Below are 12,540 nucleotides of genomic sequence, written 5' to 3'. Positions count from 1 at the left end.
AACTAAATTACTTCATTTGATTTTTTGGAAAATCTTACTTTCTTTCCATCTTCGGTTCTGTATCCTACACGGGTAGTATCTCCTTTTTTATCTATTAAAGATAAATTTGAAAGGTGAACCGCTGCTTCCTTCTTTACAATTCCACCCTGTGGGTTCTTTGCACTTGGCTTCTCATGTTTAGAAACCATGTTCACGCCTTCCACAATGGCTTTGTTCTTTTCACGGAGAATTTTTTGAATTTTCCCCTCCTGACCTTTATGGTCACCAGCGATAACCCGTACGGTATCTCCCGTTTTTACTTTAAGCTTTGTCATAATATAATGTATTAAAGCACTTCAGGTGCTAATGATACAATCTTCATGAATTGCTTATCACGAAGTTCTCTGGCAACCGGACCAAATACACGGGTACCGCGCATTTCTCCGGCCGGGTTCAAAAGAACACATGCGTTGTCATCAAAACGAATATAAGATCCGTCTGGTCTACGCACTTCTTTCTTGGTACGAACTACGACTGCCGTTGAAACTGCACCTTTTTTAATGTTTCCATTTGGTGTAGCCTCTTTTACGCTGACAACTATTTTGTCCCCAACAGAAGCGTATCTTCTTTTTGTACCTCCCAATACACGAATGGTCAAAACTTCTTTTGCCCCGGTATTGTCTGCTACTCTTAATCTAGACTCTTGTTGTACCATTATTTAGCTCTTTCTATAATTTCTACTAGTCTCCAACACTTGGATTTACTTAATGGACGAGTTTCCATTATCTTAACTGTATCACCAATGTTGCAGTCATTTGTCTCGTCGTGTGCCACATATTTTTTCGTTTTCAAAACGAATTTTCCATACATGGGGTGTTTTACCTTTTTAACTTCAGCAACCACTATGGATTTCTGCATTTTGTTACTGGTAACTACACCTATACGTTCTTTTCTTAAATTTCTTTTTTCCATCTTTCAGCAGAATAACACTTATTGTTGTTCTCTTTTAGTTAACTCTGTAGCAATTCTCGCTATAGATCTTCTTACAGCTCTAAGCTGTACCGGGTTCTCTAATGGCGAAACTGCGTGAGCCATTTTTAAATCTGAATAAGCTTTTCTGGTTTCCCCAAGCTTTTCCTGTAATTCTGCTACAGATGATTCTCTTACTTCTGATTGTTTCATAACTTCTCTTAATTAAGCTTGATAATCTCTAGCTACGATAAACTTGGTTTTCACCGGAAGTTTCTGGGCTGCAAGGCGCAATGCCTCTTTTGCCACATCATAAGGCACCCCTCCTATTTCAAAAAGGATCCTTCCCGGTTTTACAACTGCTACCCAATATTCTACGGCACCTTTACCTTTACCCATACGTACTTCAAGAGGCTTCTTTGTGATAGGCTTATCTGGAAATATTTTAATCCATAATGAACCTTCTCTTTTCATATAACGGGTAGCGGCGATACGCGCTGCTTCTATTTGACGTGCAGTAAGGAAATTTGAGTCAATAGATTTGATCCCAAATGTACCGTTTGAAAGTCTATGTCCTCTTTGGGAGATACCTTTCATACGGCCCTTTTGCATCTTACGATATTTTGTTCTTTTAGGCTGTAACATTTTTCTTTACTTTAAAAAATTACTTTCTACGACGTGCTTTGTTGTTACCACCTCGTGCGGGACCGGCTCCTGGCTTTCCTCCTTTTTCCTGCTTCTTGGCCATACCAACAAGCGGTGAAAGTTCTCTTTTACCAAATACCTCACCTTTCATGATCCATACTTTAACACCTAATCTACCATAAGTAGTGTGTGCCTCAACTAAAGCATAATCAATGTCGGCTCTAAAAGTTGACAAGGGAATTCTACCATCTTTGTAGCTTTCAGCACGGGCCATTTCAGCACCATTCAATCTACCTGAGATCTGGATCTTAATCCCTTCAGCATTCATTCTCATGGCAGCTGCGATAGCCATTTTAATTGCACGACGGTAAGAGATACGATTCTCAATTTGTCTTGCAACACTTGAACCCACCAGGTGAGCGTCAAGTTCAGGCCTTTTGATCTCAAAGATGTTAATTTGAACTTCCTTATCGGTAATTTTCTTAAGCTCTTCCTTCAACTTATCTACCTCCTGACCACCTTTCCCAATAATGATACCGGGACGGGCAGTGGTGATAGTAACGGTTATAAGTTTTAGGGTACGCTCAATAATTACCCTGGATACACTCGCCTTAGATAAACGAGCATGGATGTATTTTCTAATCTTATCGTCTTCGGCCAATTTATCGCCGTAGTCATTTCCTCCGTACCAGTTGGACTCCCATCCTCTAATGATACCAAGGCGATTCCCGATTGGATTTGTTTTCTGTCCCATACTCTACTTGCTTTGTGTATTATTGTTCTCTCCAAGCACTATTGTAACGTGATTGGAACGTTTTCTTATTCTGTGAGCACGGCCCTGTGGTGCAGGGCGCAATCTTTTTAACATACTTCCACCGTCTACACGGATCTCTTTTACGAACAATTCAGCATCTTCGATACTTGCATCTTCATTCTTGGACTGCCAGTTGGCTATTGCACTAAGCAATAATTTCTCAAGTTTTCTGGATGCATCCTTAGAGCTAAATTTCAATACCTGAAGCGCTCTTTCTACTTTTTCACCACGAACCAAATCTGCAACTAATCGCATTTTCCTAGGCGAAGTAGGGCAGTTATTCAGTTTTGCAAAAGCTATTGACTTTTTAGCTTCTTTAGTTTGCTCTGCTTTTTCTCTTTTACGAACTCCCATAGCTTCAGTTATCTTTTTCCTTTATTTTTCGCACCTGCATGACCTCTAAAAGATCTTGTTGGTGAAAATTCTCCTAATTTGTGACCTACCATATTTTCAGTAACATAGACAGGTACAAATTGCTTTCCATTATGAACAGCTATTGTTTGCCCAACAAAGTCTGGAGTGATCATAGAAGCCCTTGACCAGGTTTTAATGACCGTCTTTTTTCCAGATTCCACGTTGGCGGCAATCTTCTTGTCTAATTTGAAATGAACGAAAGGTCCTTTTTTTAATGAACGTGCCATATCTTATTATTTCTTTCTACGTTCTACAATATATTTATTACTCGCTTTCGTCTTAGATCTGGTTCTGTAACCTTTAGCAGGTAAACCTTTTCTAGAACGTGGGTGACCTCCGGAAGCTCTACCTTCACCACCACCCATTGGGTGATCTACAGGGTTCATCGCAACTGGTCTTGTTCTTGGTCTTCTACCTAACCATCTGCTTCTACCAGCTTTACCAGATACAATTAACTGGTGGTCACTATTTGAAACAGCTCCAATGGTAGCCATACAAGTAACAAGTACTCTACGAATCTCTCCTGAAGGTAATTTAATAGTAGCATACCTTGCTTCCCTTGCAACTAACTGTGCAAAAGCACCTGCACTACGAGCCATTACAGCTCCCTGTCCAGGACGAAGTTCAATACAGGAGATCACAGTACCCAACGGGATGCTGCTTAAAGGCATTGCATTTCCAATTTCAGGAGCCGCAGCTACTGCATCAGAAACAATGTTTTGATCTACCTGTAGCCCGTTTTGAGCAACAATGTATCTTTTCTCGCCATCCTGATAATTCAATAATGCGATAAAAGCCGTTCTGTTTGGATCATATTCTATAGACGCAACAGTAGCAGGAATACCATGCTTGTCACGTTTAAAATCTATAATACGGTAACGTCTTTTGTGACCACCACCCTTATAGCGCATGGTCATTTTTCCTTGACTGTTTCTACCACCTGACTTTTTAATCGGAGCTAATAAACTCTTCTCCGGCTTATCAGTAGTAATGGCGTCAAACCCATTTACTACTCTAAAACGCTGACCAGGGGTGATTGGTTTTAATTTTCTAACTGACATTTTTTAATCTTAAAGATTACTATACAAATCAATAGTTTCACCTTCCGCCACCTGTACATATGCTTTCTTGAAAGCACTTGTTTTACCAGTGATCACACCTGTTTTTGTAAAACGGGTTTTACGATCTGGACGGACATTAACTGTGCGAACTTTAGTAACTGAAACACCATAAGCAGACTCTACAGCCCCTTTAATTTCAATCTTATTCGCCTTATTATTAACAACAAATGCGTAGCGGTTGTTCAACTCACTATCGGCCGTTGCTTTTTCTGTAATAATAGGTTTTATCAAGATACTCATAGCGCTTATTTACTTAAATTCAACTCAATTCCTTCTAAGGAGCCCTCTACGAACACAATATTATTTGCGTGTAGTATTTTGTAAGTGCTTAATTCTGAGCTACTTACAACATCAGAGCCCTTTAAATTGCGTGACGACAAATATACATTTTTATTTGAGTCACCCAACACTATTAAAGATTTTTTATTCTCAATACCCAATCCCTTAAGAACTTCGATAAAATTCTTGGTTTTTGGAGTGTCAAATTGAAAATCTTCAACTACCATTATAGCTTTGTCATTTGCTTTAAGAGATAAAGCAGATTTTCTAGCCAAACGCTTCAAATTTTTATTCAATTTGAAACCGTAATTTCTTGGTCTTGGACCAAAAACACGTCCACCACCTCTAAAGACAGGAGACTTAATACTACCGGCACGAGCGGTACCAGTACCTTTTTGCTTCTTGATCTTACGGGTACTACCTGTGATCTCTGCACGCTCTTTTGCTTTATGCGTTCCCTGGCGTTGGTTGGCCAGATATTGCTTTACATCAAGATATACTGCGTGATTGTTAGGCTCTATTGCAAAAACAGCATCAGAAAGGTTCACCTTTCTTCCTGTTTCTTTTCCTTTGATATCTAAAACTGCTACTTCCATTACTTCTGAATGATTACATATGAGTTGTTGTGACCTGGAACAGCACCTTTAACAACGATAAGGTTCTTATCTGCAACCACTTTTACAACCCTCAGGTTTTCTACTTTCACTTTTTCACCTCCCATACGGCCAGCCATACGCATTCCTTTGAATACTCTTGCAGGATAAGAAGCGGCACCAATAGATCCCGGAGCTCTTAACCTGTTATGCTGTCCATGGGTAGCTTGACCTACACCACCAAATCCGTGTCTTTTTACAACACCCTGAAAACCTTTACCTTTACTTGTTCCGGAAACATCTACAAACTCACCTTCCCTGAACATTTCAACAGTAATGGAATCACCTAATTTGTGTTCCCCTTCAAATCCCTTGAATTCAACGACTTTGCGCATTGCTACGGCTCCGGCTTTTTTAGCGTGCCCAGTGGCAGCTTTATTAGCAGTCTTTTTGTCATCGAAACCAAGTTGAAGCGCTTCATACCCGTCAACCTCTTTGGTTCTGACTTGGGTAATTACACATGGACCTGCTTGAATAACGGTACAAGGAATGTTCTTTCCGTTCTCGTCAAAGATGCTGGTCATGCCTATTTTCTTACCTATTAACCCAGACATAATTATTTGTTATTAATTAATTTTAGTTCCCTGTTCGTTTTCATTTTTTCCCTCCAGGGACGGGGAAAAAATTCTCTATAAAAATTCAGGATTGAAAATACTTCCAATCCTGAATGTATTTTTCACCGTTTTTCCCTCGCCAACTGCTCAGGACATGTTGCAACAAGGCATTGCCTTATTGTTAACCTCTTCGAGGATTCAGGATCACACTTTGATCTCTACTTCAACTCCACTTGGCAATTCAAGTTTCATCAAAGCATCGATGGTTTTAGAAGACGAACTGTAAATGTCTAATAACCTTTTGTAAGAGCTTAACTGAAATTGTTCTCTGGACTTTTTATTAACGTGCGGAGAACGCAATACTGTAAAGATCTTTTTATGAGTAGGAAGCGGGATTGGCCCGGTTACTACAGCTCCCGTAGTTTTTACGGTTTTTACGATCTTCTCGGCACTTTTATCTACCAGGTTGTGATCGTAGGATTTCAATTTTATTCTTATTTTCTGACTCATATTCCTAGTAATTAATCGTGAGATGATGTGCCTTTAGCTGCTTTTATAACTTCTTCTGAAATGTTAGAAGGAGTTTCAGCATAATGAGCGAATTCCATAGTTGATGTTGCTCTACCTGATGATAATGTTCTTAATGTGGTAACATAACCAAACATTTCAGAAAGCGGCACTTCAGCCTTTATAACTTTAGCTCCAGAACGGTCTGACATATCGTTAACCTGACCTCTTCTTCGGTTCAAATCTCCTACTATGTCTCCCATGTTTTCTTCAGGAGTTACAACTTCTACCTTCATAATTGGCTCAAGGATAATTGCTCCGGCTTTTTTAGCTGCAACTTTATATCCCATTCTTGCTGCCAATTCAAACGAAAGTGCATCAGAATCTACAGGGTGGAAAGATCCGTCCAATAATTCAACTTTAAGAGTATCCATTTTGAAACCTGCCAATGGCCCGTTTCTCATAGCTTCTCTAAATCCTTTTTCTACTGAAGGAATAAATTCCTTAGGAATACGACCACCTTTAACTGAGTCTACAAACTGAAGACCCGGTCCTTTAAAGTCCTCATCTGCAGGGGACATTTTGAAGATAATATCTCCAAATTTTCCACGACCACCAGATTGCTTTTTATAAACTTCTCTGTGATCTGCAGTTTTGGTAATGGTTTCTTTATATTCAACCTGAGGCTGACCTTCATTCACTTCAACTTTGAACTCTCTTTTCAAACGATCCACAAGGATCTCAAGGTGAAGTTCACCCATACCTGAAATAATAGTTTGCCCTGAAGCTTCATCAGTCTTAACCTGGAAAGTTGGATCCTCTTCAGCAAGTTTTGCCAAAGCCATCCCCATCTTATCAACATCAGCCTTGGTCTTAGGCTCTACAGCGATACCAATTACCGGTGCAGGGAAAGACATAGACTCAAGTGTTATTGGGTGTTTCTCATCTGTAAGCGTATCTCCGGTCTTAATTTCTTTAAAACCAACAGCAGCTCCAATATCTCCAGCTTCAATTCTATCTATAGGCTCCTGCTTGTTTGCATGCATCTGGTAGATACGTGAAATACGCTCTTTCTTACCTGAACGATTGTTCAATACATAAGAACCAGCATTTAACGCACCAGAATACACTCTAAAGAAAGCCAGACGTCCTACGAAAGGATCTGTAGCGATCTTAAATGCAAGAGCAGAAAATGGAGAATCAACATTAGGCTTACGCTTTTCTTCTTCTCCTGTTTCTGGATTAATACCCACGATAGCTTCTACATCACTTGGAGCAGGTAAATAACGCATAACTGCATCCAACATAGCCTGAACTCCTTTATTCTTAAAGGAAGATCCACACATCATTGGGATAATAGACATATCTATTGTAGCAGCTCTAAGTGCAGCAATAATTTCATCCTCGGTAATGGAATCTTCATCTTCGAAGAATTTTTCCATCAAAGCCTCATCATAATCTGCAACAGCTTCCACTAAAAGAGTTCGGTATTTGTTCACATCTTCCATAAGCTCCTCAGGGATCTCGATGGTTTCATATGTCATTCCAAAATCTTCTTCATTCCAAACAATTGCCTTTTTAGAAATAAGATCTACCACCCCTTTAAAGTCAACTTCGTCACCAATAGGTACTTGTAATGGAACAGGGTTACCACCTAACATCTCTCTAACCTGATTGCACACGTTAAAGAAATCGGCGCCCTGGCGATCCATTTTATTTACAAAACCTAATCTTGGCACTCTATATTTATCTGCCTGTCTCCATACGGTTTCAGACTGCGGCTCTACTCCATCAACTGCACTAAACAAAGCCACCATACCATCAAGTACACGCAGGGAACGCTCTACCTCTACGGTAAAATCAACGTGACCCGGTGTATCAATAATGTTTACGGTATATTCCTGATCCCTGTAATTCCACTTACAGTGCGTGGCTGCAGAAGTAATGGTAATACCTCTTTCCTGCTCCTGCTCCATCCAGTCCATAGTTGCTGCACCATCGTGCACCTCACCTATTTTGTGGCTTACTCCGGTATAGAACAAGATACGCTCTGTAGTTGTGGTTTTACCGGCATCAATATGCGCAGCAATTCCTATATTTCTTGTGAATTTTAAATCTCTTTGTGCCATTTTTTTTAGAATCTAAAGTGAGAGAATGCCTTATTGGCTTCAGCCATTTTATGAGTATCTGTTCTTTTCTTAACGGCAGCACCTTCTTCCTTAGCAGCAGCAATGATCTCTCCGGCCAATCTCTGGGCCATTGATTTCTCATTACGCTTCCTGGAGTAAGAGATCAACCATTTCATAGCGGTTGAAACCTTACGGTCCGGACGAATTTGCATAGGGATCTGGAATGTTGCCCCACCTACACGTCTGCTTCTCACTTCAACGTGAGGCATAACATTAGATAATGCATCTTTCCAAACTTCCAAAGCTGTTTTCTCTTCGTCTTGTTTCTTTTCTTCTACTATTGCGATTGCATCATAGAACACTTTAAAAGAAACTGATTTTTTACCATCCCACATCATCATGTTAACGAAACGGGTCACTAACTGATCATTAAACTTTGGATCTGGTAAAATAGGCCTCTTTTTTGCCTGTCTTTTTCTCATGTCTTTTAATTAAAAATGTTTAATTACTTCTTAGGGCGTTTTGCTCCGTATTTTGATCTACGTTGAGTTCTACCTGCAACACCGGCAGTATCCAATGCTCCACGAACAATGTGATATCTAACTCCCGGTAAATCTTTTACCCTTCCGCCTCTAACCAATACTATCGAGTGCTCTTGTAAATTGTGTCCTTCTCCAGGGATGTATGCGTTTACCTCTTTACCATTTGTCAATCTAACCCTTGCTACTTTACGCATTGCAGAGTTAGGTTTTTTTGGTGTAGTGGTGTAAACACGCGTACAAACTCCCCGTCTTTGAGGGCACGAATCTAAAGCAGCCGATTTACTCTTCTTGGTTATTTTGGCTCTTCCTTTTCGTACTAATTGTGAAATTGTTGGCATAATTTCTCTTACACTAATTATTGTTAAAAATTACCTCCCTATTTTTTAGGGTTGGCAAAGGTAGAAATAAAAACTAATTAATCAAATGATAATACATTAATTTTCAAGCAATATCCCTGCACAAAAAATTATTGTATAAAATAATAAGACACTTTTTTAAAAACAGATCTCCCTGACTCATAAAATATCTCAAACTCTTTTATTTATTGAAAATTTTGACATTTGCCATTTTTAGTTAAAAGTCAGCGTTTTACCCTATTTTATTAACACTATATTAACACCGGTTAATTTTTTTGGCTAAAATAGTTTGCATACTTAACCTTTTCTTAGCACTTTTGGCGTTGGCTAATTCAAACAAATTAAACAATGAAAACAAAATTTAGTAAAATTCTAACGCTATTGCTAGTGTTAGTTGTGCAAATAAGCTTTGCGCAAGAACAACGTACGATAACGGGTACCGTTACGGACGACTCAGGTTTGCCGCTTCCGGGGGTAAACATTATTATTGAGGGAACCACCACCGGGGTTCAAACAGATTTTGATGGTAATTATACTATCCAGGCTCAACAAGGCAACGTTTTGGTATTCACTTTTGTGGGTCTTGAAACTGCTCGTTACACCGTTGCACAAAACAATCGTATTGATGTAACTATGGCCGCAGATGCTGCACAACTTGATGAAGTTGTGGTAACAGCACTTGGTATTCGTCGTGAAAAGAAATCATTAGGTTATGCTACCCAGGAGGTAGACGGATCTGAAGTTTCTGATGTTCCAACTACTAACTTCATGAATTCACTTTCAGGGAAAGTAGCAGGTTTAAACATTAGAAATTCTGGTACTATTGGTGGATCTTCTAACATTGTAATACGTGGTAACTCTTCCTTAACCGGAAACAACCAGGCATTATTTGTAGTAGATGGAACGCCTATTAGTAATGACAACTCCAACTCTTCAGGTCAAAGAACCGGTAGAGGTGGATATGACTACGGTAACGCGGCATCAGACATTGACCCTAACAACATTGCTTCTATAAACGTTCTTAAAGGTGCGGCTGCAACTGCATTATACGGTTCAAGAGCAGCAAACGGGGTTGTGATCATTGAAACTAAAAAAGGAGCCAAGAAAAAAGGAATTGGTGTTTCTGTTTCTACAACTCTTACCGTTTCCAATGCTGACAAAGAAACTCTTCCTGTTTACCAGAATGAATACGGTGCAGGTTATGGAGCTTACTATGCATCAGATGACGGGTACTTTAACCTCTATGATGTAGATGGGGATGGAGTTCTTGATGAAACCACTCCTTTTACAGAAGATGCTTCTTTTGGAGCAAGATTTGATCCTAACAGACTTATTTACCAATGGAACTCTATTTATCCACAATTGGATACTTACCAACAAGCCACTCCATGGGTTGCCGGAGCTCATACTCCAAATGATATCTGGAAAACCGGATATACTTCTATCAATGCAATTGCTTTAGATGGTGGTAGTGATACAGGTTCTTTTAGATTATCGCTTAACAATATGTTGCAGGAAGGTAACCTTCCAAATGCAAATATTAAGAGAAACACTATCTCTTTCAGCGGATCTCAGGATTTAATGGACAAGTTAACTGCATCTGCGAACATGACTTTTACAAAAGCCGACGGTAAAGGAAGATATGGAACAGGATATGACTCAGAGAACATCATGCAGTCATTCAGACAGTGGTACCAGACTAACGTAGATCTTTTTGAGCAAAGAGATGCTTATTTTGCAACCCGTGAGAACATCACCTGGAACCCAAATAGCCCTGATGATCTTACCCCAATCTATATGGACAACCCATACTGGACCAGATATGAGAACTACCAGACTGATACCCGTAACAGGTATTTTGGTAATATGAACCTGGAATATGAAATAAATGACATTTTTAGTGTTCTTGGACGTTTTGCTTTTGATACTTACGATGAATTACAGGAAGAAAGAAGAAACGTGGGAAGCTCTGGAGTATCGGGATATTCAAGATTCAACAACCGTGTTGCTGAATACAACTATGATTTGATCCTTAACTTCAATACCGATATTGCTGAAGGCTTAAACCTGGATGGTAATGTTGGGGCGAACTTAAGAAGGAATAACAGAACTTCTATTTTTGCTTCTACCAATGGCGGACTTAATGCACCTGGTTTCTATGCTTTAAGCAATAGTGCAGACCCATTAAACCCACCACAGGAATATGATGGTACTTCAAGCGTAGACGGTATTTACGCCAGAGCAGGTCTTGGATATCTAGGAACCTATTATGTAGAAGGAACTGTAAGAAGGGATCGTTCATCAACTTTACCGGTTAGTGATAATACTTTTGTTTATCCATCGATATCTACAAGTGTTATTTTATCTAATGTGATAGATGCTGAGTGGTTGAACTTTATGAAAGCCAGAGCTAACTACGCAGTAGTTGGGGGCGATACAGACCGTTTTAGAGTATTTAACACCTATACTGTTTCTGCACCATTTGCCGGAGCAGGGGTTGCTGCGAACAATCCAACTTTAAACAATCAATTATTGAAGCCTGAAACTTCTTACTCTTATGAATTAGGTTTAGAGGGTGATTTCTTTGATAGAAGAGTTGGTTTTGATGTTTCTTATTACAACACGCAAACTGAAGACCAGATTACTCCTATCCCGGTTTCAACTGCTACAGGTTTCTCTCAAAAGATCTTAAATGCAGGAACTGTAGAGAATAAAGGTTTTGAAGTGTTATTAAGATTAAATCCAATAAGAAGTGAAGATTTCAATTGGAATATCACTGCTAACTGGGCACAAAACAGAAGTGAAGTTCTTGAACTTGCTGATGGTATTAACAACTTACAGCTAGCTGCTGTTCAGGGAGGTATTTCTATTAATGCTGCTCCTGGACAACCTTATGGAGCAATAAGAGGTAGAGACTACATTTATGATGATAACGGGAACCGCGTTGTTAATGCTTCTGGTTACTATTTAAGAAGTGCTACCAGTAACGAGATCATTGGTAACATTCAACCAGACTGGACAGGAGGAGTATCTAACTCTTTACAATACAAAAATGTAAGCTTAAGCTTCCTTATTGATGTTCAAAAAGGTGGAGATATCTTCTCTCTTGATACCTGGTATGGTTTTGCAACCGGACTTTACGACAGAAGTGTTGGAAACAATGACTTGGGGAACCCTATAAGAAATCCTGTTTCACAAGGTGGAGGGGTTATTCTTCCAGGAGTGACAGAAGATGGACAACCTAATACTACCAGAGTAAGAGCAGATTATTATGCCACTCCATTTGGTTATGCAAGAGATGCCAACAAAGGACACGTTTATGACGCTTCTTTCGTTAAATTAAGAGAGGCTAGTCTTTCTTATGTATTCTCTGAAAATGTTTTAGGTTCTTTACCTATTACCAATGCATCTATTTCCCTTGTAGGAAGAAACCTGTGGATCATTCACAAAAACCTTCCTTATTCAGATCCTGAAGCCGGTCTTAGCTCGGGTAACATTCAGGGATACCAGTCCGGAGCATACCCTGCTTTCAGAGAGATTGGAGCTAGTGTGAAATTTAACTTTTAATAATTAAAAAA

At 39.4% G+C, this 12,540-nt stretch carries 17 protein-coding genes; 1 reads left to right on the top strand and 16 read right to left on the bottom strand.

From position 1 onward, the window contains the following. Nucleotides 1-2 precede the first annotated feature (2 nt). The 16 genes from rplX to rpsL form a co-directional block, all read right to left on the bottom strand. Nucleotides 3-314, bottom strand: a complete 312-nt coding sequence (rplX, locus tag FK178_RS14595; RefSeq protein WP_146836889.1) for a 50S ribosomal protein L24 — start codon at nt 312-314, stop codon at nt 3-5. Nucleotides 315-325: 11 nt separating this feature from the next. Continuing rightward, nucleotides 326-694 (bottom strand): 50S ribosomal protein L14, encoded by a 369-nt coding sequence (rplN, locus tag FK178_RS14590; protein ID WP_139065752.1) that lies wholly within the window; start codon nt 692-694, stop codon nt 326-328. Continuing rightward, a complete protein-coding gene (gene rpsQ / locus FK178_RS14585) occupies nt 694-951 on the bottom strand; it encodes a 30S ribosomal protein S17 (RefSeq protein ID WP_006988541.1) in 258 nt (85 codons plus the stop codon). Before rpsQ ends, rplN begins: the two co-directional genes overlap by 1 nt. Before the next feature lie 18 nt (nt 952-969). Next, complete coding sequence (gene rpmC / locus FK178_RS14580; protein ID WP_146836886.1) at nt 970-1,161, bottom strand: 50S ribosomal protein L29; 192 nt, start codon at nt 1,159-1,161, stop codon at nt 970-972. A 12-nt stretch (nt 1,162-1,173) separates the two neighbouring features. After that, nucleotides 1,174-1,593: a 50S ribosomal protein L16 gene (gene rplP, locus FK178_RS14575; protein ID WP_146836883.1), complete on the bottom strand. Its 420-nt coding sequence runs from the start codon at nt 1,591-1,593 to the stop codon at nt 1,174-1,176. A 19-nt stretch (nt 1,594-1,612) separates the two neighbouring features. Further along, the gene (gene rpsC, locus FK178_RS14570) at nt 1,613-2,347 is read right to left on the bottom strand and encodes a 30S ribosomal protein S3 (protein ID WP_146836880.1); all 735 of its coding nucleotides are present in this window, start codon (nt 2,345-2,347) and stop codon (nt 1,613-1,615) included. Nucleotides 2,348-2,350: 3 nt separating this feature from the next. Further along, nucleotides 2,351-2,761 (bottom strand): 50S ribosomal protein L22, encoded by a 411-nt coding sequence (rplV, locus tag FK178_RS14565; RefSeq protein ID WP_146836877.1) that lies wholly within the window; start codon nt 2,759-2,761, stop codon nt 2,351-2,353. An 8-nt stretch (nt 2,762-2,769) separates the two neighbouring features. Next, nucleotides 2,770-3,048, bottom strand: a complete 279-nt coding sequence (gene rpsS / locus FK178_RS14560; RefSeq protein WP_146836874.1) for a 30S ribosomal protein S19 — start codon at nt 3,046-3,048, stop codon at nt 2,770-2,772. A 6-nt stretch (nt 3,049-3,054) separates the two neighbouring features. After that, the gene (gene rplB, locus FK178_RS14555; protein ID WP_146836871.1) at nt 3,055-3,882 is read right to left on the bottom strand and encodes a 50S ribosomal protein L2; all 828 of its coding nucleotides are present in this window, start codon (nt 3,880-3,882) and stop codon (nt 3,055-3,057) included. A 9-nt stretch (nt 3,883-3,891) separates the two neighbouring features. Beyond that, the gene (gene rplW, locus FK178_RS14550; protein ID WP_146836868.1) at nt 3,892-4,182 is read right to left on the bottom strand and encodes a 50S ribosomal protein L23; all 291 of its coding nucleotides are present in this window, start codon (nt 4,180-4,182) and stop codon (nt 3,892-3,894) included. A gap of 5 nt (nt 4,183-4,187) precedes the next feature. Further along, complete coding sequence (gene rplD / locus FK178_RS14545) at nt 4,188-4,817, bottom strand: 50S ribosomal protein L4 (RefSeq protein ID WP_146836865.1); 630 nt, start codon at nt 4,815-4,817, stop codon at nt 4,188-4,190. Further along, a complete protein-coding gene (gene rplC, locus FK178_RS14540) occupies nt 4,817-5,428 on the bottom strand; it encodes a 50S ribosomal protein L3 (protein WP_146836862.1) in 612 nt (203 codons plus the stop codon). Before rplC ends, rplD begins: the two co-directional genes overlap by 1 nt. Nucleotides 5,429-5,632: 204 nt before the next feature. Continuing rightward, entirely contained in the window at nt 5,633-5,938 is a 306-nt protein-coding gene (gene rpsJ, locus FK178_RS14535) for a 30S ribosomal protein S10 (protein WP_007094989.1), read from the bottom strand. Between the two features lie 11 nt (nt 5,939-5,949). Further along, nucleotides 5,950-8,064 carry an elongation factor G gene (gene fusA / locus FK178_RS14530; RefSeq protein WP_146836859.1) on the bottom strand — a complete coding sequence of 705 codons (2,115 nt, stop codon included), beginning with the start codon at nt 8,062-8,064 and terminating at the stop codon, nt 5,950-5,952. Nucleotides 8,065-8,069: 5 nt separating this feature from the next. After that, nucleotides 8,070-8,546, bottom strand: a complete 477-nt coding sequence (rpsG, locus tag FK178_RS14525; protein ID WP_146836856.1) for a 30S ribosomal protein S7 — start codon at nt 8,544-8,546, stop codon at nt 8,070-8,072. 23 nt (nt 8,547-8,569) lie between these two features. After that, nucleotides 8,570-8,944, bottom strand: coding sequence for a 30S ribosomal protein S12 (gene rpsL, locus FK178_RS14520; RefSeq protein ID WP_006795815.1), 375 nt, complete (start codon nt 8,942-8,944; stop codon nt 8,570-8,572). A gap of 366 nt (nt 8,945-9,310) precedes the next feature. Between rpsL and FK178_RS14515 the strand changes: the two genes are divergently transcribed. Then, nucleotides 9,311-12,529 (top strand): SusC/RagA family TonB-linked outer membrane protein, encoded by a 3,219-nt coding sequence (locus tag FK178_RS14515; protein WP_146836853.1) that lies wholly within the window; start codon nt 9,311-9,313, stop codon nt 12,527-12,529. The last annotated feature ends 11 nt before the right edge of the window (nt 12,530-12,540 follow it).

It is taken from the genome of Antarcticibacterium arcticum, assembly GCF_007993795.1.
Lineage (GTDB): Bacteria > Bacteroidota > Bacteroidia > Flavobacteriales > Flavobacteriaceae > Gillisia > Gillisia arctica.
The sequence above is the reverse complement of the archived record's forward strand: the minus strand, read 5'-3'. Positions and strand labels throughout refer to the sequence as shown.